Raw genomic sequence first — 22,731 nt, forward strand, 5'->3', positions numbered from 1 at the left:
ATTATAGGTCAACTTTCTGCACAACACTCTCTAGAGTAACGATATAGGTTAACTTCCCCTATATTACGCCCAAAAGCGTGTTAGCCAGATTAGTTTGCAGCAAACAATCTCCTTTAAGGAGACTTATCACAGAAGCCTTCTGGGGTTCTAGCAAAGATTCTTAGATATGATTGCACTTTGTCACAAAATTTTACTATTATTTTGACACTCTTAATGGTTAGAAGGGAAACATTGATCGCCAAGTCTGGTCAATTTTTGTCCAACGCATTTCAGGAAATGACCTGAATAAGTAGCTAGACATAATAGACCTCTTGTAAAAATCAAAAATTGTTGTTAGGGTGAGGAGTCAGTAGCCAGTAGTCAGTAGTCAGGAGAATTAAGAATGAATAATAATTAATTAAATGGTATATTTACAGATTTTATGCCATTTAATCCTTATTCTTGTCGTTTTTAAACCCTCAAAAATTAATTATGCAAGAGGTTTAATTAATTACACATATCTAACCACCTCTTGCCTCTCCTAACCAAGAACCTATTACTTAATTACTGTTTATTTTGTAATTTTATCACTAATTCTTGGAAAGGTTGCCAATCATCTTCATAGGTAATTGCTTCCCAAACCGATTCGATGAGAGGTCTAAGTAAAGCGGTTTTAGGATTATAATGCGTTAAGGTATCGCCAATTTGAGACAAGGAATCTGGGGGTAATTGATTTAAGACCAAACTATATAATTCTCGCCAACGTTGCCAATCAGCTTTTGGTAAATCCAGATTTTCAAGAATTAGAGAACTATTTTCTCGCCAACCGTAATTAAATTGTTCACTTAATTGATAGAAAAAGTCGTGATAACCGAGGCCAGTTTCTTGGAGAACCTCCACAGTTTTGCTGACCAGTAAAGCAGATTCGGGAGTAAAAATATCCTCAAAACCTAACTTTTTGAGCATCATTGTTTGATAATAAAAATTGTAATGCTGGTCATAGTTAGCCAAAGCCATATCTAACTCTAACAAGGAGACAACCATGGCCAGGGGAGATTGCAGTAACTCTAGATTTAAACGACAGATAAAAGGCTGATTGCCATAACTATAACGGCCACCGTAGTCGAAATAGGCCGCCGTAAATTGGGGGTTATAGGAAGGAATAAAAGCGTAGGGACCATAATCGAAACTTTCCCCAGTAATTGACATATTATCGGTATTGAGAACTCCATGACAAAAACCTGCGGCCATCCATTGGGCCGCTAATTTAGCGGTTCTTTCAATCAAAGCGGCGTAAAATTGTAAATAGCGATCGCTATCTTGGGGATTGATTTCAGGATAATAATAAATAATCACATGATCGAGGAGTCTTTTAATTAAATCACTACGTTTAATATGAAATAAACGCTCAAAAGTCCCGAAACGAATATGAGAATTACTAACTCGAATCATCACCGAAGATCGCGTTGGGGAAGGTTCATCACCGCGCCAGAGATTTTCCCCCGTTTCCACCAAACTCAGACAGCGAGAGGTATTCACCCCTAAACTGCGTAAAGCTTCCCCAGCTAAGACTTCTCTAACTCCACCCTTGAGAGTTAACCTACCGTCCGCATGACGGGAATAGGGAGTCCGTCCCGATCCTTTCGTACCAAAATCGTATAATTTGCCATCAATACCCCTAACTTGACCGTAGAGAAAACCGCGACCATCCCCTAAAAAAGGATTATACTCGCCAAATTGATAACCGTGGTAACGCAGGGACAAAAAAGGGGTCAGGGATTGAAATTTACCAAAAGCCTCGATAAAATGCTCGTCTAAGGTTAATTCTGGCTGAATTCCCACCAAAGGTAATAAAGCATCATTGCGAAAACGAAGGATATGACGGGGAAAATCTGCGGCTGCGACTTGATCATAGTAGTGGTCTCCCAAGTCCTGCATGACGCTTTCGTAAGGGAGACTGAGAAAGGGATTGGTGAGATGGTCTGTCATAGTGGTGGTGTCGATCGAGCTTTGAGGCGTTAAAGTGGTAAAGATAGCCAAAAAATTTTCCTACTGAGACTATCAAACAGCGATGCCCGATTCTATTATGTATCAAGGGGACTATTTTCTTGTCCTTGAGGCCGATCAACCTGAACAATTCCAGACTCCCGACCAGTTGCGGGATAAGTTAAAAGATTTAATCACTGCAAAACCGGAGATTTGTCCCCGACAATTGGCAAAATTCTCTAGTTTTGAGGAAAAAGCTCTCTATCTGCGCGATAATTACTGCGAGTTAGACTTGGGTGGGGAGGGTTATCTACAATGGTATGTGGTCCGTTTGGAAAAATAAGGAAACCCGCTTTTTAACTTTTTACTTTCTAACTTGATAATTATGGGAGAAATAGAAGATTTACTGGCACAAATGAAGGCAGAATACCAGAAACGGGATCAGGAAAAACCGATACCGTCACCTTCTTCTGGCCAAGAAAAAGATCGTTCCCCGTCCGAATTTAAGGTTAATTATGCCGGCGATTCTTCTACCGATGCGGTTTTAAAAGCTTTAGCCTTAGAAAACCAAGAAAGGCAACAACAAGAGGCAGCGGAAAAAGAAAAATCGGTGGCATTAAAACAGCAGCGCAAGCGAGAAGCTTTAACTAGAAAGGCGAAGCAATGGTTAGATAAATTGGATGCCAAATCGGAGGAAGGACGCTGGTTTGAGGAGTTTTCCTATAGCTACGATTCTCCGTTAGAAGCTGCGATTACCTATCTAGAAGCTTTGGGAGAAGTGGACATTTCTAACTGATCAGGTCTAATTTAAAGTTGTGGGTAAATTGGCCGCATCAAAAACTCGATTATGCCACCAAATATTATCACCAGCTATAATATTTGTGCCGTAACGAGGGACGATACCATAAACAGTGCCGGGGTCATAATCCAAAGCTTGACTGATGAGATTGTAGAGACGTTGTAGATCAAAACCCCGGGGGTCACAATGGGGATATTTTCCTTGATTAATCAAAAAACTATCGACGGCAAAATGGCTGACAATTTGCGGTAATTGTCCCGTTTGTAAGGCTGCGAGGAGATAATATTTCGCCGTTTGTTGGTATTGAAAATCGCTGTAACCGGGGAGGGGTTGCAAGCGTCCTTTGGTCAAACAGTGGGAGCCTGGCGCCTGTACCAGTTCAATGTTAACACTGGAGATAACCCGACGATTTCTTTCGGCAAAAACTGGTCGCAAGCGATCGCAATTAGGGTGAGATAGCTGCTGACAAATCGCTTCTGTTGCCCATAATGCGGTAGTTTTTGCCCCATCAAAGTAATTTATGGGATATTGCTTGACTAAACGCCTAAAGACGGCTTCTGAAGGCGTATTTAACCAAATTCTCGCCCTTTTTTCTAACTCAGTCGCCGATCGCGTACTCAAAGGAACACCCTCTAAAGCAAGTGCAAAACCCTTGACGCGGATAGTTTCTGGGGTAAGTTGCCACAGTTGACGCACTAATTGATCCCTGGTGTCTGCGGGCAGCATTTCGGCTGCTTGTTCGTAAAAAGTGGCCGTGGGACGGTGACGTTCAAAAAAAGGCCTGGCGATCGAGTCTAAAATATCTCTATCCCTGGAATTCGCTTTGCGGGGGATGTAAACATTGGGACCCAATTTCATCGGACCGCGAGCATATTTTTTCTGTTCTTCGATGTTACCCGCAGTCATACTCCAAGCTGTATCGTGGAGAATAAACAAAGGAGTGCGATCGAGGGTTAATTCGGTTTCTGGCGGGTTAATTTGCAAAAATTCGGCGATTTTCTGCTTTTCTAACTCACCTAGACTCTTACCGGCTAAATTCTCCCCGACAGTGGAGGGATTAAAAATATTTATGGTTGCAGTGGAGAGACTAGAGCTATTCAGTTTTAAAATCAGTAGGGACAAGACCAAACTAATCATCAAAGAAGTCACTCCCGATCGCCATTGTTCCGGGGGAAAGATAGAATATCTGGGGAGAGAAAATTGTCTTGATTTTTGCCGTCTTTGTCGATTCATCGGGCCCTTTTAACTCGCTTTCCACCCATTGTATTCACTTTCTCGAAAAAGGGAATTAATACTAAATCCGTTGAGTATATGCTACATATCAGGATAGGCACTCTTGCAATAGGCAGCTTTATTCTCCCCACTTCCCCACTTCCCCACTTCCCCACTTCCCCACACCCCACACCCCACACCCCACACCCTACACCCCACACCCCACACCCCACACCCTACACATAATTACTGAGGAACCATTGGGTATTAAAAGCTCGATCGCAGGATATTTCTAGTAATCTTATGCCTGATTCCGGTAAAACTGCAATTTTTTGCTGAAAATCAGTCCAATCACTGATTAAATGGTAATCGATACCGTAGGTGCGACAGAGTTGGCAAAAGTCGATATTTTGGGGAGTGGCAAAAAATTCTTCAAAGGGAGGGTCAAATTTGGCGATCGGCAACATCTGGAAAATGCCTCCCCCCTTGTTATTGATTAAAATTATGGTCAATGAGCCAACAAAATATTTTTTGATCAAAAAACCATTTGTGTCGTGTAATAGGGCTAAATCTCCCGTTAATAGCAGACTAGGGACATTTTTATAAGCCATTCCTATCGCAGTGGAGAGGTTGCCGTCGATGCCATTGGCCCCGCGATTAAAATAGGGACGAATTTGGCGATCGCTCGGCGGGGTAAAAAATTCGGCATAGCGAACAGGCATACTATTAGAGATAAAGATCGGGGTGCGGGGGGGGAGGTGTTGGGAGAGCAGCCAAGGGATTTTCCCTTCAATCAGTTTAGTCTCTGCTGCCAAAAGGCGATCGATAGTTAATCTAGCTTGCTGGTCGAATTTTTGCCATAATTGCCGATATTCTTGGTTATTATCGGTTTTATGTGGGAATAGATGCCCTAATTGCTCGATATTTCCCCTGAGATGTCCGGTTTTTCCCTGTAGAGGATCGTAATTATCGGGATGGGGATCGATAATCCAGCGCGGACAGTCGATTTCTTCTAACCATGTCCTTAATTCTTTGCTGGTGGGTAATTCCCCAATTTGCAGGACAACATCGGGGGTTAATTGGGTTCTAAGGGCAGGATTCCGCAATAATAAATCATAGGTGGTGATGAGATGGGGATTTAATCTCGCATAGTTTCGCAGAGGAGATAAAGCTTCTGCTAAGACGGGATATTGTTGCGATCGGGCTAAATTAGCGATCGCCTGACAGTAACTTTCGGGGTTTTGCGGGGAAGCTAATCCCGCGATGATAATTCCTTGGGGGGGGTAAAGAAGGAATTTCGAGAATTGAGTGGTTAATGGGGATATTTTGCCGAGATATATGGCTAAAAAAAGCCTCTTGGTCAAAATTAGCCTCTAAATTGTTAATTTCTAGATCGGGAGTTGGTGCGAGGGGATCCCGAAATGGTAAGTTCAGATGCACCACTCCGGGGACAGGATCGAGACAGCGCAACCACGCGTGGATGATAGTTTGACGGAGATAGCGTAAACGCTCGATATTGGCACTAGGACAGCTAATTTCCGCTTGCCAGTTGGGATAATTACCGTAGAGTTTGATTTGATCGATAGTCTGACCGGCGTGAGCATGACGCAATTCTGGGGGGCGATCGGCGGTTAGAATTAATAAAGGGAGATGACTTTCTTTTGCTTCAATGACTGCGGGATAAAAATTAGCCGTGGCAGTGCCAGAAGTGCAGACTAAAACCACTGGTTGATATAATTGTTTGGCTAATCCCAAGGCAAAAAAGGCAGCCGAGCGCTCGTCTAAGATGGGAATAGCTTCAATCTGGGGATGTCTTGTCAAGGCTACCGTTAAAGGAGTCGAGCGCGATCCGGGAGAAACCACCCCTATCTTCAATCCCAAACGGGCCAATGTTTCAACTAAAATGGAACCCCAAAGTGTATTAAGATTGCGAAAATCGATCGACATTTATCAGTTCAGTGGCAAAGGTTAGGGGACAATAAGTTAAAGAGTCTATTAATCAATTTAACACTGGCCGGAACTGGCCAAGAATAAGTTATTCCTGAGTCAGCGATCCTAGTTAGGTTTACTCTCGATTCCCAGGCCAATTTATCCCTTTTCAGGTTCCCTTCTCACCAAGTTTTAACCAGAAAACTTATAGGTTAATACCACATTGATATTAGCTGCCAGCAGGGCCAAGAAGAGCAGGAAAGTAAAGCGATCAATCCAGAATTTTTTAAAGAGACCAAAGATATCCTTGAGATAGAATACTCCCAGAATTGCCGCCGTACCGATCATAAAATAATAGCGACCGTAGGGAGAGGCTAAAATCCAGGCTGTCAGATTGAGATGAATCGACCAAACTCCCAGAAAGATAAAAATAATTGAGGCAGTTAATCCGTCCGTTTCTTGGCGAAAATCATCGAGAAAGATGCCTAGAATAATAAACATAAACGGATAAAAAGGAATCATATACCAAGTAAAAAAGTGACTTTGCGCTCCCGTGGCAACTAAAATTAAGGTGTAGAGGATTACCGGTAAAGCGAGTAATCTAACTTGGGGACTAGCGGGATTCTTCCTGAGAAAGGGTAAGAGGGTTAACCAGCTAAAAATTAACCAACCATCCTCGAAAAATACCGTGGGAGTGATTAGATATTTGACAAAGTTAAAGTCCTCGAATCGCAGGGATTGTTCTTGAAATATCTTACGAAAGAAATCGTAATCGTAGATAGCACCATAGAGAAAATAGAGAGAGAAAAATAAAGCACCGATCACAGTCACATAAATCGCTTCTCGTCCTTGTTTTTCGTAAATCAAGAGGACAATTAATAATACTACTAAATAAATAGCTGTTACTTTGACTAAACAGGCTAAACCAGCTAAACAAGCGGCGATGTAGAGATATTTTTTCTGCTTAGTTTGATAGTATTGCCAATAAAGTAAGACAACCAATAAGCACAAAACAATCATTAAATTTTCACTAATAGCTAACCGAGAGAGAAAAACTGTATTGGGATTGGTGGCATAAATTAAACTAGCGATAATAGCGATCGATAGATTACTCAACTTGAGAGCGAGTAAATAGACCAAAACTATAGAAGCAATACCTAAGAGTAAAGAAGGGACTCTAATAATAGTTAAACTGCAATCAAAAAAAGTCTTTGCTCCTCCTAAAAGGGCAAATAAACCCACCAATAAACCAAATAAAGGAGGATGATCAAACCAGGGAGTCACCAATCGATAACGGAGATTTTTCGCTTCCCAAACCACCGTAGGAAAATTATCCGTGGGACTCAACCATGACCAACTGGTGGGGATACCCGTTTGTAATAAACTCATGCCACTCCAAGCAAAAGCATATTCGTCAGAAGTCCAATTATCTGGAGGCAAAGAATCATAATTATAGATTCGCAAAAAAGCACCTAAGCAGGTGATAATTGCTCCAATAAACCAATGTTTATGGACAGTCAAAAAGCTGGGCATCGATTATTAAGGATAAGTGGCAGTGACCAAACAAGAGTCAGAATTTCATGGTATACTAGATGGGGTGATAATGACAGAAAAATCGGGATGATTAAAGTAAACAGACGTAAATTTGGCCAGTGGATCAGTCTGATCGGTGCAGGAGTCGGCCTGGCAGCGATTCTAGATAGAAAAAATATTTTTTCCCCCTCCAGCGCTACGGCAATCATCCCCCCGCAACCCCCCCAAAATTCCTCTTTCCCCCCCCGACAAAGCTTTTCCTTTGAAACCGTTACTCTCGATCCTAGCGGTTTCGTGATCGAGCGCAATTCCCGTAGTGCCGAATACTACAGGGAAACCCTTGCGGGATTAGAGATGATTGCTATCCCTGCTGGCACTTTTATCATGGGGACACCGGACGGAGAAAAAGGAGACTTTACCGGTAGTGATAAACCCCAGCGCTCAGTCAAGGTAAACAGTTTTTACCTGAGTAAATACCCGATAACCCAAAAACAATGGCAAATTGTCGCTAATATGCCCAAAATTAACCGCGATTTAACCCCTAATCCCTCTCACTTTCAAGGGGATAACTTACCCGTCGATAGCATCTCTTGGTATGATGCGATCGAGTTTTGCGAGCGACTTTCCAGGGCCACCGGCAGAAACTATCGACTCCCAAGCGAGGCACAATGGGAATATGCTTGTCGTGCCGGCACTACCACACCCTTCTACTTTGGTGCCACCCTTACCAGTGAATTCGCTAACTACTATGCCATTAAATTTCCCTACGCAGTGGAAAGAGAGAGCGAATTTCGAGCTAAAACCACCCCTGTAGGCAGTTTTCCCCCAAATGCCTTCGGATTGTACGATTTACACGGTGGTTTATACGAATGGTGTGCCGATCCTTGGCATCGCAATTATAACAATGCTCCCAGCGATGACCAAGTATGGCCGGCCGATCCTAATAGCACCGGCAATCGTTATCGCGTCCTGCGCGGGGGTGGTTGGGGGACAGAATTGAGGGAATGTCGCTCCGCTAGTCGGGGCCAATTTAGCCCCGATCATCGCTATAGTGTATTAGGATTCCGCATCGCCAGTAGTTAGCTAAAAATTCTGGTTTCAACAACTTTGCCGGTAAATTGTGCGTCTCTAAACCTGTCTTAGTCTGTGAGTGTAAGCGAGTGACCAACTCCCCACCCTATCCCTTTTTAACCACCCCCGTCGGCTCTTTGCAAATTCCTTTTTTAGAGCAAATTGAAGGAATTATTCGCAATAATAGTTATATTCTCAAGGATAAACCCCAGTTACTCAAATTATCTCTAGTCATTCCCACCTATAACGAGCGAGATAACGTTATTCCCCTAGTCGAGAATCTCAGTCAATTACTCGATCAAAAAATTCCCGATCAGTATGAACTAATTATCGTCGATGATGACAGTCCCGATCGCACTTGGGAATTAGCCAGCAAATTAACCCCAGATTACCCGCAACTACGGGTGATGCGTCGTCAGGGAGAAAAAGGATTAGCGTCGGCAGTGGTGCGGGGTTGGCAAGGGTCAAGGGGTGAGATACTAGGAGTAATCGATGGAGATTTGCAACATCCCCCCGAAATTCTCTATAATCTCCTCGAAACTATCGAAAAAGGAGCCGATTTAGCTCTTGCTAGTCGTCACGTCGAAGGGGGAGGAGTGAGCGAGTGGAGTCTGCTGCGAAGATTTCTCTCCCGCGGCGCCCAAATTCTTGGTTTAATTCTACTGCCAGAGGTGGTCGGTCGCGTCTCCGATCCCATGAGCGGTTACTTTATGGTCCGCCGTCAAGCGATCGCTGGTTTGATTCTCAATCCCACCGGTTACAAAATTTTACTAGAAGTCATCGGCAAAGGCCGCATCGAAACTATCGGAGAAGTGGGTTATGTCTTCCAAGAGCGGCAAGAGGGGGAAAGTAAGGTAACTTGGAAACAATGGCTAGAATATATCTTCCATCTGCTGCGTTTGCGCTCTCAAAAGCCTCTCAGATTTTTAGATGCAATTGTCAATCTACCTTTAGATAGATTTATTCGCTTCGGTTTAGTGGGATTAACCGGGGTTTTTGTCGATATGGCCTTTCTCTATCTTCTCAGTGATCCCGCCGCTTTGGGTTGGGGATTAACCCGCAGTAAAATCATCGCCGCCGAATTAGCAATTATTAATAATTTTATCTGGAATGATCGCTGGACTTTTGGCGATTTATCCGCTCGTCAACGGGGTTGGAATAAACGCTGGAAAAGATTTTTCAAGTTCAATTTGATCTGTTTAGCCGGTTTAATTTTAAACGTGCTGCTGCTCAACCTTCTCTTTAATGGTTTAGGAATCAATCGTTATCTAGCTAACTTTATTGCGATTGCCATCGTTACGGTTTGGAACTTTTGGGTTAATCTTAAACTCAGTTGGCGGGTGACAAAATAGCCAGCTAGAAGCAAAAAAATGGTTAATTAGGGTTGGCTGAATAAATCTAAAAACCTTGTTGGATAAAACTTTTAGACTTTTTTAAAATCCAAAAGTGCCAGACATGGGAGTGATCAGGGGGAAAATTCAGGTACTTGACCCCCTGAAAATCGGTAAAACCCTACACCCTACACCCACTCTACGATTTCAGAAGTTTAATAAATCTCAGATTATGAACGTCTAAAGTATAGGTGGTGCGTTACGAGGCATTGTTAGCTTGAAGTTAAAGCGGAAATTTTGGCCGTCTAACGCACCCTACATTATCTGGATGTTGTTAAATTTTCTCTTGACAAAGGCGACTTGACATGATACTATATTCACAATGGAAAATCCTTGCGTATGCAGACCCTCTTTTCCAACGCTCTTAACTATGATTGATGTGATTATTGGATTGACTATGATTGGTTCATTCAATCAATCTTCATCTCTAATCCACTCTTAACTAGGTTCCTAATCACAGTTCATCATTCAATCATTCCAATCACTGTCCCTGGTGGTGGGTTACGAGGGGACTTGCGCTTTGATAATGTACCTTTTGGGCGAACGCAGTTCGCCCCTACATTGTGGACAAAATCCGTTACTGTAGGGGCGCAATGCTTGCGCCCTCCGCGCGGAGGGGGTTTGCTGATCACCCTAAGTAGGGGGAGAGCCTTCGAGATGTTAGGGACTTGCGCTTTGATCATGTGCCATCTGGCTGGTCTGGTTCTTCTACAGAGCGATTTTCAAAGCTGGGATATTATTCCTACGCAAGTCCCTAGGTTTTACTAAATCTGGATTTTGTCAAATTTTCTCTTGACAAAGGCGACTTGACATGATATTATATTCATAATGGAAAATCCTTGCGTATGCAGACCCTCTTTTCCAACGGTCTTAACTATGATTGATGTGATTATTGGATTGACTATGATTGGTTCATTCAATCAATCTTCATCTCTAATCCACTAGGGTTAGGCATTTACTTTTCAGAAACTCTTAACTAGGTCCCTAACCATAGTCCATCACACCAACCACAGTCGATGGTGCTGCGTTACTAGGTTTTACTAAATCCTGATTTGAAAAAATTTTCTCTTGACAAAGGCCCCTTGACATGATATTATATTCATAATGGAAAATCCGTGCGTATGCAGACGCTATTTTCAAGAGTCAAATACTCCCCATTGAAGTTTCCTTAGAAACCCAATCTCCTCAGTAACCACCGCAAGCCTAACCAGAGGCTATAAAAGGGTAGAATTAACAATATCAGAACCCCTTGTAGCAATCTTCCTAATAGCTGTTTTCCGGGATGAGGGGGTTTTGGTTTCAACATCTCCACCACCTCCTCAGGAAACCGTTGTCTTAATTCTGCTTCGGGTAATTGGGATAACATCATCAGATAATTCCGATAAAAGGTTTGGGTATGGGGATGATTGTCTCCCAAGAGTTGTTTTTTCAAATCTAATGCTTCTAGATAGGGCTGGCTGAATAAATGTGAAATGTAGGCAAGGTAAGGGTTTTGTGGCTTTTCTCGTGAAACAGGTGCCAGATTTTGAGAGAATCGTGCTTCAAAACCTTGCCTCTTCATCAGCCCGCGTCCTGTAGGGGCGAAGCATTCGGATAGAAAATCTACGGTTTCACCGATAGGTTATTGCCCGAATGCTTCGCCCGTACTTTTTCAGCAAACCCTAGATAGAGAGGTTCTGCTTCTGAGTATCTACCTTGGGAATCGTACAAGAGTGCTAAATTGTTGAGGGAACTTGCCACATAGGGAGGATTTTCCCCTAATAGTCGTTGATACAATTCTAAAGCTTGTAAATAGAGGGGTTCTGACTTCTGACTTCCGCTATATGTACCTTCCTTGAGATGAGTATAATTCTGCTAAATTGTTGAGGAAAGTTGCTACATATTACTGTAACATTAGGGTTTTTGGCTCTCTTGGGTTTGGTGGGTAAAATGTATTCTAAGATACAGTCCTGCTGGCGCGGGAGTGGAAGAAACCACACCAGACACAGAGGACACAAAGATCGATCCTCTGTAAGTTAAACTGATCACACAGAACCTAGAAGATTTCGAGAAAAAGCTAAACCTACCAAACCTGGGGCGTAAACTCCGCATCGTTTAAAATTATTACATTTTCCCCTGACTGCACCAACACAAATAAACCCTGACGACAAGCGTAACTCGCCACCTCATCGGGAACAATCATCGCTGCCACCGCTCCCAAGGCCTTTACGTCTCGAAAACGAGGCATTAACCGCTTAAACTTAGCCAAACGTTGTAAATGCTCATCCACATCCCTTTGAGTTAACTTACTTTTGACCTCCACTAAAATGGCATCCGTATCATTCACTACCAATAGATCAATCTCTAAACCCTCATTATCCCGTTTTACCGAAATGCCAGGGTGAAACTCATGGACATCAATACCCCGCTCCTGAAACAGACGCACCACCGCAGGACGCACTTGCCACTCGACAAACTCTCCTAAACGATTACCCAACTTCCCAATCTGCTGACTAACCCTGTTAATTTGTTTATCCGTTTCTTTTTGAGCTTGGGATAACTCTTGTTGGGATTGGGATAACTCTTGTTGGGATTGAGCTAATTGCTTTAGTATTGCCCGAATGTCTTCAATAGTGGCTGTCATAATGAATTTTCTCAAGTTAAAGTGATGTAGCCTGTACTCAAGGGATTTAGTATAATTTTAGCGTTGATTATTGGCAGGAGTGGAATCGGCTCTCTTGGGTTTGGTGGGTAAAATGTATTCTAAGATACAGTCCTGCTGGCGCGGGAGTGGAAGAAACCACACCAGACACAGAGGACACAAAGATCGATCCTCTGTAAGTTAAACTGATCACACAGAACCTAGAAGATTTCGAGAAAAAGCTAAACCTACCAAACCTGGGGCGTAAACTCCGCATCGTTTAAAATTATTACATTTTCCCCTGACTGCACCAACACAAATAAACCCTGACGACAAGCGTAACTCGCCACCTCATCGGGAACAATCATCGCTGCCACCGCTCCCAAGGCCTTTACGTCTCGAAAACGAGGCATTAACCGCTTAAACTTAGCCAAACGTTGTAAATGCTCATCCACATCCCTTTGAGTTAACTTACTTTTGACCTCCACTAAAATGGCATCCGTATCATTCACTACCAATAGATCAATCTCTAAACCCTCATTATCCCGTTTTACCGAAATGCCAGGGTGAAACTCATGGACATCAATACCCCGCTCCTGAAACAGACGCACCACCGCAGGACGCACTTGCCACTCGACAAACTCTCCTAAACGATTACCCAACTTCCCAATCTGCTGACTAACCCTGTTAATTTGTTTATCCGTTTCTTTTTGAGCTTGGGATAACTCTTGTTGGGATTGAGCTAATTCCTTTAGTATTGCCCGAATGTCTTCAATAGTGGCTGTCATAATGAATTTTCTCAAGTTAAAGTGAAATTTTCTCTATTATAGCCCGATCGCTTTTTCTCCCTTGAAGTAACCGTTCAGGGGGGGACAAAATCTAGTAATCTAAGGGGCATGGATGAGAAGCGCCTACGGCAATCCCATAATAAGTCTAAACTGTGATTTAAATCATTGAATGAATACTATGATTGTGCTGTATTTAGCAAGTCTTCATCAATAATCAATCATAGTCCATCCCATAATCCCATCAATCACAGTTAAGACGATGATTGTTGATGTTGTCGCATCATTTGTAAACTTTTCCGAATTTGAACAATAGTAGAGTGATTTTTCCTAATAGTCGTTGACTCCATTTTATAGTAGTTCTATTTTTTGAAAAAGAATAATAAAACCTTCTTGGGTAAAGTGCTTGTCATGGGTAAGCACTTCAAAAATATCCATTTGTTGCATAATTACCATTGATATGCAGTCTGTAATGCTATAACCTTTGTCTGACCGTTGTTTATATAATTCAAAACCTAATTGACGTAATTCTGGTGTATAGGAAATAACTTTTATTGTTTTTTCCCGTAGCATTTGCGTACACATCAAGAGTGCTTTCTGTCTCATAATGGTTCCTCTAGATGAAGCATAGTTCAGTATCTCATCAATAATGCCATCTGTTGTTATTAGCTGATCATTGATACAATTATGAGCATAATTAAGCGCGATTTGATGCCAGTCATCTTTGGGGTTGAGTAAAGCGATCCAATAAAAGGTGTCGGCAAAAATTTGCTTCATGGTTAATGTTTAGGAGTACCGTAAATATAATGATCATGTTGTTCTGCACTATCAGTTGGTAAGGTATCTAAAACTTCTTGAGGAATATCAGCAGTGAGTTCTTCTATAAATTGTGCGAAAGGTTTAGATTGTTCTTGCGATCGATGATGTTTGATTTTGGCTAATAATAAAAAGTCAAAAACTTCTTCTATTACCTCATCGGATACTGTTTCAATTTCATGAATTAGTTGTTCTTTAATAGTCATAATTTTACCTTTGTAAGTTCTTCAAATATAGCCTATATCAGTTATCAGTCATTAATTCAATTATAGTCCATCACACAATCATTACAACCACAGTCGATGATAGGTCGTGGGTTACTACGTTTTACTAAATCCTGATTTGAAAAAATTTTCTCTTGACAAAGGCGGCTTGACATGATATTATATTCATAATGGAAAATCCGTGCGTATGCAGACCCTCTTTTCCAATGGTCTTAACTATGATTGATGTGATTATTGGATTGACTATGATTGGTTCATTCAATCAATCTTCATCTCTAATCCACTCTTAACTAGGTTCCTAATCACAGTCCATCAGATGATTACATCAACCACTGTCGATGGTGCTGCGTTACTACGTTTTACTAAATCCTGATTTGAAAAAATTTTCTCTTGACAAAGGCGGCTTGACATGATATTATATTCATAATGGAAAATCCGTGCGTATGCAGACCCTCTTTTCCAATGGTCTTAACTATGATTGATGTGATTATTGGATTGACTATGATTGGTTCATTCAATCAATCTTCATCTCTAATCCACTCTTAACTAGGTTCCTAATCACAGTCCATCATTCAATCATTCCAATCACTGTCGATGGTGGTGGGTTACGAGGGATTGTTAGCTTGAACCCACATTCCGCACCCTAGGTTTTACTTATCACAGAAATAAATCCTCGTCAGCGATATATTGCGGATATTCCCCGACAGATGCTTGCAGATGGAGAAGGAAAGGTTTAAATTCTTCAACGATTTCTACAGTCGTATCCTGTGGCATTTCTGCCGATTTTTTGGCCATAATCGCACAATAACGGCGTTTTGCTGGTTCTGCGTGGGGTGATGCTTCTAACTTATCCCGAAAATAGCGACGCAACAGGGGATGAATTTCATAGCAACCCTCACCCTTATCCTGAACTAAACTCAGATGGACTAAACTATCGGTTAACCATTCCTCCACTGTATCCCCATCCTCATCGGGAAATAAATCCAGAATCATCCCCTTGGGAAAGGGCGCAAGAGCGAATAAACTGAGGTAAAGTGCCAAAATTTGGGCATTTGGTTCGCTATTCAACTCCTCCCAACTGAGATTAAAGGCAGCTTTCAACCCTCTTTCCGCAGTCATTTCCCCATGAAACTTGGGATTTTTGTCTAAACTTGGCTCCTCTAAGCCGTTTTCTGCTAATTTCTGCCGTATTTTGCTAATTTTCCAATCCTGTCGTCGTACCAGCAACCTTGCCACCAATTCTAACCCTAAGGGTAAATAACCCAAATCCTGACACAATAATTTAGCTTCCTCAATTTGTGTGTCAATTCTGTTATCTCCGAGGTAGGAACGCAATAAATCAAGTGCATCTTCTTCTTTTAAGACTTCTACCCGAAAAGTCGCAATTGTCGCTGATAAATATTCCTTGCGAGTGGTAATTAAAACCTGAAAGCGTTTCTCCTCTTGCGGTGGTAAATAATCCCTAATTTGCTGATAATCTCGCACATCATCAAAAATAATTAAGACATTTCCCGCTAACCAGTTTTGCCAACAATAACGAATTTTTATGTCTAATTCTCCCTCATCTGGTAAAGTTAATTTCAGATGTACTCGCGCAAAATCTAAAATATCAGTACCAATATCAACGGATTGACGAGTTGCCACATTTAACCAACATATACCCCCTGGATAGGCTTTTTCCCGCCATTGTTGCCAACCAAATTGTCTGGCTAATTCGGTTTTACCTATGCCTCCCATTCCTGTTAAGGTAGATATAGCAAGCTTTTGAGATTGTTGTAATTGAGTTTTTAAGTCAATTAATTCCTTATCCCTACCAACAAATTTAGGGATATTACTATTAGATAAATTGTGAGGATTGGGTTGAGGAGGCTCTTGGCTAGGCGGATAATTATAAATATTTTGATTGTCAATATTGATATCGCCTTGACCATAATTGGCTATTTTTTGATCCATATTGGTAACATAATGCTGTGATAAAAAAATATTTACTTATAAAATATTAACACATCAAAAGGGGAAGGGCGAACGCGATTCGCCCCTACAATCACATTTTTTTCCGTTCCGTAGGGGTGCGTTGCACGCGCCCAAGATATTATATTAAAAGGGGAAGGGCGAACGCAATTCGCCCCTACAATCACATTTTTTTCCGTTCCGTCGGGGTGCATTGCACGCACCCAAGACATTACATTGTGATATTTTGTTCATTGATATTAATGTCCCTTTGAGAAAAATTAACAATTTTTTCAATGGTTTTGATATAGGTTTTTTGTCCAGAGGATTGAGATTGCAAAGCCTTAGCAATATCGTTAAGAATATCCTTTAAATTAGGTAAAGGTTCGGCTTCTACAATGTCAACCAACTCGGTCATAATTTGGCTTAATTCGGGACTGGTTTTAGCAACAGATTCCACCTCCAGAATTGCCTGTCCATAATCTAAAGGTTGTTCGGGTGCTTTTTCAATTGCGGTGACAGTATCGGGAGAAACTTGTTTCAGGGAAGTAAGAAATTTTTCTGTTTGTTCCCAAACCTTTTCTGCCACTTTTTCACCTGTTTTCTCTAACGCTTTAGTAGCGATAATTAACTGCGAGCGCTGCTCCTGTGAGAGGGTCCATAGATAAAATCGGGGTGATGAGGGTTGACTTTATTATATTATCGGGCTTTGATTTTTTCCCACAATATAGGGATTTTAGAGATTGCTTCAGTGGTTAACTTGTGGTTAAGGGATCATTTATGATTTAGTCCTCATTTTAGCTTTCATAATTTTATTCTGCCCTATTTTCCTTAATCAGTAAACAGTGATCACTTCAATCACAGTCCATGACACAATCACAGCAATCACAGTCAAGACGGCATGGGAGAGGAAAGACCAGTAATGATCCGTGTTATCGTAAAAATGGGGATAGATGGGGGGTTTGGTCTTGCAAAATCGGCAAATAGGGATAAAATCAAAACAAGTTAATTTTTCGGCGACCATATCATGTTAACCCCATCGGATAGTAAATTATCTAAGCAGCAGCAGATTCCCTCGGCTGTTTCCGAAGAGGAACAGCTTCTTAAACAGCAACGGATTCAGGAAGTGCTATTGTTAATAGATAGTTTATTCCAAAGAGAGGAAACGACTTTTAGAATTATCATCGACTGTCTTTACGATGTGGGTTCGTTAAATTTAATTAATAAAAAGTTTCCTCGTCGTAACTTAAATTTTATTATGAAAGCGATCGCTCGTTTTTCTAAGCCTATATTCAGAATTTATGCTCTCTATTGGGTGAAAAAAAATAGCCCCAAATTAATCACTAATTGGTTGGCTAGTAAGGTTAAATTCTAGCCAAGGATAAACTCCAGAGACAGTAAACAGTGATCAGTGATCAGTAAACAGTAAACAGTGACCAATAACTAACCACTGATAACTCATATAGCGTTTCTCATAAAGATGAAGTATAGGCTAATCTGAGCCTGTCTCCTGACTCCCCAAAACGAAGACTTCGTACCTCACTATTAAGATATAGGGACTAAATTTGCACCTGTCTGAGATGACGACGGGGATCGGTGGTACGCTGAGATTTAATTTTCTCGTATAATTCCCGTTCGATCGCCGTTAATTCTTTGGGAGTATCGATGACAATTTTGACTAATTGATCGCCGCGTTGTCCTTTATTATCGATCCAACCTTTGCCGCGTAAGCGCAGGGATTGACCGGAACGAATACCAGCGGGAACTTTTACCGTCACCATGCCATCGGGGGTAGGAACTTCGATCGCTGTGCCTAAAACCGCCTCATCGGGAGTAATCGGGACTTCACAGGTTAAATTATCGCCTTCAAAAGCAAAGAAAGGATGGGGTTCTAATTCCACATCGAGAAATAGATCTCCTCGTTGTTTACTCAAGGGATCGATTAGTCCTTTACCCCGTACCCGGAGACGATTACCAGTTTTGGTTCCTGGGGGGATTTTGATATCGATCATTTCTCCGGCTAAATTAACCCGTTTTTGTACTCCTCGTAAAGCTTCCGCAAAACTCAGACGCAGTTTAGCGGTGGAGATACCAGAAGTGACAGCTTGTGGTGCAGTACGAGCGCCAGCAAAGTCGTTAAAATTGCTAAAATCGCCAAATCCTCCCCCCGGAGTACCGTAGGAATGGGAACGGGGGCGAGTACCGCCGGGGCGACCCATGCGACCGAGCAGTTCATTGATAAAATCATCAAAGGTGCTGTACTGGCTAAAGTCAAAACCGTCCGAACCAAAGTCAACCCCCCCCATTGCCACCCGGCCAATTCGATCGCCCGGCCTGTTGCCAATATTGTCCAAATTGATCGTATTTTTGGCGTTTTTCGCTATCGGAGAGGACTTCGTAAGCTTCACTAATTTCTTTAAAACGTTCTTCGGCGCTTTTATTGTTAGGATTGCGATCGGGGTGATATTTGACGGCTAATTTGCGAAAAGCTTTTTTAATTTCTTCAGCGCTGGCAGTTTTACCTACTCCCAGAACGGCATAATAATCTTTATAATCTGCGGCAGGCATCGATACGCTATCTCCTTAGCAATGAGCATTCAGTCGGGATATTCCTAATCTAACTTAATTTTATCGTTGTCAGGCTTGAATCAGTGATCGGTGATCAGTGAACAGTAACCAGTAACCGGTGATCAGTGAAAATAAAGTGCCGAAGTTTTCACTTAACACTATCTACTGAAAACTCCAATCTGATAACTGATAACTGATAACTGATAACTGATCACTGAAAGGGAAATTGCCGACGACGACGATACCAAGTTCCCACACCTACTAACAGAGCAATGAGGGTAAAAGCCACCATCAGGGGCAATATATCGCCTTTTCCTAAAGATTTTAAACCCGCACCCATCATGACAAAGGGTAAAATTCCGGGGACAGTGCCTAATAAAGTCCCGATGAAATAATCGCGAAAACGGATAGAAGTTAATCCCGCAACAAAGTTAACGATACCGTAGGGAATAATCGGTAATAGACGGATAGCAAACATATAAAATAGTCCTCCTTGCTGCATTTCTGCATCGATCGCTTGCCATTTTCCCTGAAATTTTTTGGCGGTATATTCCCGGCCGATAGTACGGGTAAAAGCAAAGGCAACTATAGCGGCCACCAAAGCGGCGATCGTTGTCCAAACTGTTCCCATAACCACCCCAAAGATAGCCCCACCACTGAGGTTTAAGGGGGTAGAAGGCAGAATTAAAATTGTCCCGATCGTATAGAGAATAATATACAAAATGGGGGCCATAATTCCCATTTGTTTTAACCATATCTGTAATTGTTGGGAGTCGATACCACCGATCAGATAAACTCCGATCGCCGTGGCGATAAGACAAATTATGGTTAGGATAATAACACTACTTTTAGTTTTAGACATTTAACGGCAATTTTGGGCTAAGTGCGGGTTGCAAAACATAAGATGCAGCCGGGGTTTATATTTCCCCGTTGCCAAAAATATAGCAGAAATCGGCTGAGGATCGATCTCGATCTCAATACCAGTGAGCTGCCCTATCTGTTCCCAAATTACCCCCGATATCGCTGTGGGTAGTTTAGTTAACCTCCTCGAGAACCACGATCGAAAAACCATTGACTTTATAGCTATCGGCAACTACTGTCCCTTGATCCACAGACCAACAATTATAATCGGTTTCGGCCCAAGCTGCCGTGTCAATAATTCTCACCCAACGATAATTATTGGATGGGGAGGGAAGACGAAAATCCACTGGCAGATAATACATATTAATTAACAGCAAAAAATCGTGATCACCGACGGCACTACCATCAATTAAAAACCAAATACAGCGATCATCAGCAGTTAAATCGCTAACACCATCGTTTTTTTTAAATAAATAGGTGACATCATTGCCCGCATCGAGAACCATGTCACCGTAGCGGCGCTGTTTGAGTGCTATATGATTCTGTCTTAAGTGAGCAATATAAGCGGCAAAAATAAATAAAGGATTGCGTTCTTCTTGATTAGTTCCCGTGCCAAAATTATTATGATAACCTTGCCGATAACCCGTGGGCAGTAGATGGGGTGAACGGGTGGCAATCATATCATAATTATTCCAAGTGGCCACACTATCAATATTGTAGGGATTATTATTACCATTTTGAGTGCGGCCAAATTCATCGCCCCAGACAGTCATGGGAACACCGCGAGATAAAAATTGAATCGTCCAAAAGTTGCGTAATCTTTGGCGACGTAAGGCCTGATTACCCCCAGAATCCCAAGAATCGTTATTATTATTGCCGCCATCGGCAGGACCAAAGGGCCAGGGAGTGAGGTTATTTTTATTGTTATAACTGACCAAATCCATCAGGGTAAAACCATCGTGGGCAACAATAAAATCGAGCGATTTTTGTGGTCCGCCTTGGTCGTTAAAATTGTGATAATCTCCGTTCACCTGTTCGATGAATTGAAAAGTATTACTATCTCCCTTGAAAAAACGCCGGATTGCATCGCGATAACGGCCATTCCATTCTCCCCAACCCGTTGGGAAATTCCCCACTTCGTAACCCCAGCTATCCCAAGCTTCGGCGATCATTTCGGCATCGTATTTATTGCCTAATTTCTCGATCTTTTCTAACAAAGGATGTTTAGGAAAGAATTGTTTTTGTTGGCCGCCATCTTCTCGGCCAAAGACGGTGGCCAGATCAAAACGAAAACCATCGACTCCCATTTCTTCCAACCAATAGGTGAGGGAATCGAGGACAAGATTACAGGTGACAGTATGGGAAAAGTTTAATTGATTTCCGCAGCCGGTGGCCCCATCGACTAGATAATGTTCATCGGTGAGTTGATAGTATTCCACCACATCAAAACCACCAAAACTAACAAATCGGGTGACATCGTTGCTGCCGCAATTGCCCCCTTCTCCGGTGTGATTATAGACCACATCGAGATAAACTTCCATACCTTGGTCGTGAAAAGCTTTGACCATGGCTTTAAATTCTCTGGTCGGTCCACCGGGGGAGCGATCATAAGCATAACGGCGATCGGGGGCGAAATAACCAAAGGTCATGTAACCCCAATAATTACCGCCAGGGCGATCGTCGGGGTTATTATCGTTAGCGGTTTCTTGGACAGGTAAGAGTTCGATCGTGGTAAATCCTAGTGCTTTCAGGTATTTGGCCATATAGCCGGCTCCCGCATAAGTTCCTCTGTACTGGTCAGGAACGTTGGCCACTTCCTCAAAACCGGTAATTCCCTTGAGGATATCTTCTAAACGACTAGCGGAGGGGTGATTGCTTAAACCGCGCACATGGGCCTCATAAATGATCGCTTTTTCGGCACCCAGACGGGGACGAATCCCGGTAGAAGTCCCATCCGGCGCGATAACAATGCCTTTGGGCGACCATTTGCCCGTATCGTATTCGCGCTGGATCACTCCTTTGTAGTCCCCTTCTCCCGTGGCATACATTCCAGCATTTTCTCCGGCCGCGATCATGGCCGGGGTTTCAAGGTCGTGGGAAAGTTCTCGCGTGTAGGGATCGAAGAGGACTTTATTGGGGTTAAAACGATGGCCGAAATCGTCCACATCTGCCTGAAAACCGGCGTTACTGTGGCCTCTTTGCCATTTTTGATCAAATTGCCAATTGGGACCCCAACAGCGAAAAGCGTAGTAACTGCCGTGGGGAATACCGGCGATTTTTGCCCGCCATATATCATCATTTGGTTTTTTTGTCAACCAGTAATCATACTTAGCGTTTTCTCCCGTCGGGCGATCGTAGATTTCCAGAAGAATCTGACTGGCATTTTTAGAATAGACAGCAAAGGTGACACTATCGCCTTGATAATGCGCTCCGAGGGGATAGGTGGCATCGGCCCAAAGATGGCTATCTAGGGGGGCATAATCACCAGATTGGGGATGATTTTGACCGATCTCACTCTCCGATTTCATCGAAAATTTTGGGTCTGAAACCCCGTCGTAGAACGACGGCTTTACAGTTAAATACTAGCGCATTTACCAAATATATGCTAAAATGTGAGACATGGAAAAAGCCTATTGGTTTCGATTTTACCCAACACCAGAACAAGAGTCGCTATTGCGGCGCACTTTGGGCTGTGTAAGATTGGTTTACAATAAAGCTCTCCATCTCAGAACACAAGCATGGTACGAAAGACAAGAAAGAGTAGGCTACGCTCAAACTTCTTCAATGTTGACCGATTGGAAAAAGCAAGAAGAATTAGACTTTCTCAATGAAGTAAGCTGTGTACCTTTACAACAAGGGTTAAGACACCTACAAACAGCAGGGTAATCGCATGTTGATAGAGTTCTCAAATTCCGAGGAGTTAGGTCTAAAATTCGATGGGCAACTCAGGCTTTGACCTGCACAAGGCGACCGAATCTCTGGTTTTGCCAGTCATTATGGCCTAACA

16 protein-coding genes and 6 pseudogenes are annotated in these 22,731 nt (G+C 42.4%); 7 read left to right on the forward strand and 15 right to left on the reverse strand.

What is annotated here, in order from left to right; all coding sequences use genetic code 11:
- Positions 1 to 543: 543 nt before the first annotated feature.
- Complete coding sequence (locus GQR42_RS23000; RefSeq protein WP_158202558.1) at positions 544 to 1,968, reverse strand: protein adenylyltransferase SelO; 1,425 nt, start codon at positions 1,966 to 1,968, stop codon at positions 544 to 546.
- Between the two features lie 82 nt (positions 1,969 to 2,050).
- Here GQR42_RS23000 and GQR42_RS23005 point away from each other — a divergent pair, with 82 nt between their 5' ends.
- Positions 2,051 to 2,308, forward strand: coding sequence for a chlororespiratory reduction protein 7 (locus GQR42_RS23005; RefSeq protein WP_158201755.1), 258 nt, complete (start codon positions 2,051 to 2,053; stop codon positions 2,306 to 2,308).
- 42 nt (positions 2,309 to 2,350) lie between these two features.
- The gene (locus GQR42_RS23010) at positions 2,351 to 2,761 is read left to right on the forward strand and encodes a salt stress protein, Slr1339 family (RefSeq protein ID WP_158201756.1); all 411 of its coding nucleotides are present in this window, start codon (positions 2,351 to 2,353) and stop codon (positions 2,759 to 2,761) included.
- A 6-nt stretch (positions 2,762 to 2,767) separates the two neighbouring features.
- Here the strand turns inward: GQR42_RS23010 and GQR42_RS23015 are convergent, their stop codons facing one another.
- Positions 2,768 to 3,997, reverse strand: a complete 1,230-nt coding sequence (locus GQR42_RS23015) for a hypothetical protein (RefSeq protein ID WP_158201757.1) — start codon at positions 3,995 to 3,997, stop codon at positions 2,768 to 2,770.
- A 78-nt stretch (positions 3,998 to 4,075) separates the two neighbouring features.
- On the opposite strand from GQR42_RS23015, the gene GQR42_RS23020 reads away from it, so the two are divergent.
- Positions 4,076 to 4,222, forward strand: a complete 147-nt coding sequence (locus GQR42_RS23020) for a hypothetical protein (RefSeq protein ID WP_158201758.1) — start codon at positions 4,076 to 4,078, stop codon at positions 4,220 to 4,222.
- Here the strand turns inward: GQR42_RS23020 and menD are convergent.
- Together menD and GQR42_RS23030 are read right to left on the reverse strand one after the other, a co-directional pair.
- A pseudogene (menD, locus tag GQR42_RS23025) lies at positions 4,213 to 5,923 on the reverse strand (2-succinyl-5-enolpyruvyl-6-hydroxy-3-cyclohexene-1-carboxylic-acid synthase). The gene GQR42_RS23020 and the pseudogene menD sit on opposite strands and share 10 nt — an antisense overlap.
- A 174-nt stretch (positions 5,924 to 6,097) precedes the next feature.
- Entirely contained in the window at positions 6,098 to 7,438 is a 1,341-nt protein-coding gene (locus tag GQR42_RS23030; RefSeq protein WP_158201759.1) for an ArnT family glycosyltransferase, read from the reverse strand.
- 87 nt (positions 7,439 to 7,525) lie between these two features.
- On the opposite strand from GQR42_RS23030, the gene GQR42_RS23035 reads away from it, so the two are divergent.
- Positions 7,526 to 8,521: a formylglycine-generating enzyme family protein gene (locus GQR42_RS23035; protein WP_158201760.1), complete on the forward strand. Its 996-nt coding sequence runs from the start codon at positions 7,526 to 7,528 to the stop codon at positions 8,519 to 8,521.
- Between the two features lie 77 nt (positions 8,522 to 8,598).
- Positions 8,599 to 9,861, forward strand: a complete 1,263-nt coding sequence (locus GQR42_RS23040) for a glycosyltransferase (RefSeq protein ID WP_158201761.1) — start codon at positions 8,599 to 8,601, stop codon at positions 9,859 to 9,861.
- Between the two features lie 1,207 nt (positions 9,862 to 11,068).
- On the opposite strand, the gene GQR42_RS23050 is transcribed toward GQR42_RS23040, so the two are convergent.
- From GQR42_RS23050 to GQR42_RS23085, 8 genes and pseudogenes are all read right to left on the reverse strand, one after another.
- Positions 11,069 to 11,332: a hypothetical protein gene (locus GQR42_RS23050; protein WP_158201763.1), complete on the reverse strand. Its 264-nt coding sequence runs from the start codon at positions 11,330 to 11,332 to the stop codon at positions 11,069 to 11,071.
- A 230-nt stretch (positions 11,333 to 11,562) separates the two neighbouring features.
- A pseudogene (locus tag GQR42_RS23055) lies at positions 11,563 to 11,779 on the reverse strand (tetratricopeptide repeat protein); the annotation flags it as partial.
- Between the two features lie 183 nt (positions 11,780 to 11,962).
- Positions 11,963 to 12,523 (reverse strand): DUF3782 domain-containing protein, encoded by a 561-nt coding sequence (locus tag GQR42_RS23060; RefSeq protein ID WP_158201764.1) that lies wholly within the window; start codon positions 12,521 to 12,523, stop codon positions 11,963 to 11,965.
- A 245-nt stretch (positions 12,524 to 12,768) separates the two neighbouring features.
- On the reverse strand, positions 12,769 to 13,308 hold the full coding sequence (locus GQR42_RS23065) for a DUF3782 domain-containing protein (RefSeq protein WP_158201765.1): 540 nt from the start codon (positions 13,306 to 13,308) through the stop codon (positions 12,769 to 12,771).
- Positions 13,309 to 13,656: 348 nt separating this feature from the next.
- Positions 13,657 to 14,082, reverse strand: coding sequence for a type II toxin-antitoxin system VapC family toxin (locus GQR42_RS23070; RefSeq protein ID WP_002760181.1), 426 nt, complete (start codon positions 14,080 to 14,082; stop codon positions 13,657 to 13,659).
- 2 nt (positions 14,083 to 14,084) lie between these two features.
- On the reverse strand, positions 14,085 to 14,327 hold the full coding sequence (locus GQR42_RS23075; protein WP_158201766.1) for a hypothetical protein: 243 nt from the start codon (positions 14,325 to 14,327) through the stop codon (positions 14,085 to 14,087).
- A 684-nt stretch (positions 14,328 to 15,011) separates the two neighbouring features.
- A pseudogene (locus tag GQR42_RS23080) lies at positions 15,012 to 16,100 on the reverse strand (NB-ARC domain-containing protein); the annotation flags it as partial.
- A 427-nt stretch (positions 16,101 to 16,527) separates the two neighbouring features.
- Positions 16,528 to 16,957 (reverse strand): annotated as a pseudogene (locus GQR42_RS23085) (hypothetical protein).
- Between the two features lie 365 nt (positions 16,958 to 17,322).
- Between GQR42_RS23085 and GQR42_RS23090 the strand changes: the two are divergent.
- Positions 17,323 to 17,670 carry a hypothetical protein gene (locus tag GQR42_RS23090; protein WP_158201767.1) on the forward strand — a complete coding sequence of 116 codons (348 nt, stop codon included), beginning with the start codon at positions 17,323 to 17,325 and terminating at the stop codon, positions 17,668 to 17,670.
- A gap of 184 nt (positions 17,671 to 17,854) precedes the next feature.
- On the opposite strand, the pseudogene GQR42_RS23095 reads toward GQR42_RS23090, so the two are convergent.
- From GQR42_RS23095 to GQR42_RS23105, 3 genes and pseudogenes are all read right to left on the reverse strand, one after another.
- Positions 17,855 to 18,863: pseudogene (locus GQR42_RS23095) on the reverse strand (DnaJ C-terminal domain-containing protein).
- A 211-nt stretch (positions 18,864 to 19,074) separates the two neighbouring features.
- Complete coding sequence (locus tag GQR42_RS23100; RefSeq protein ID WP_158201768.1) at positions 19,075 to 19,725, reverse strand: TVP38/TMEM64 family protein; 651 nt, start codon at positions 19,723 to 19,725, stop codon at positions 19,075 to 19,077.
- A 172-nt stretch (positions 19,726 to 19,897) separates the two neighbouring features.
- The gene (locus GQR42_RS23105; RefSeq protein ID WP_158201769.1) at positions 19,898 to 22,252 is read right to left on the reverse strand and encodes a glycogen debranching protein; all 2,355 of its coding nucleotides are present in this window, start codon (positions 22,250 to 22,252) and stop codon (positions 19,898 to 19,900) included.
- 91 nt (positions 22,253 to 22,343) lie between these two features.
- On the opposite strand from GQR42_RS23105, the pseudogene GQR42_RS23110 reads away from it, so the two are divergent.
- Positions 22,344 to 22,604 (forward strand): annotated as a pseudogene (locus GQR42_RS23110) (helix-turn-helix domain-containing protein); the annotation flags it as partial.
- Positions 22,605 to 22,731: the final 127 nt, after the last annotated feature.

The sequence above is a fragment of the Microcystis aeruginosa FD4 genome, assembly GCF_009792235.1.
Lineage (GTDB): Bacteria > Cyanobacteriota > Cyanobacteriia > Cyanobacteriales > Microcystaceae > Microcystis > Microcystis viridis.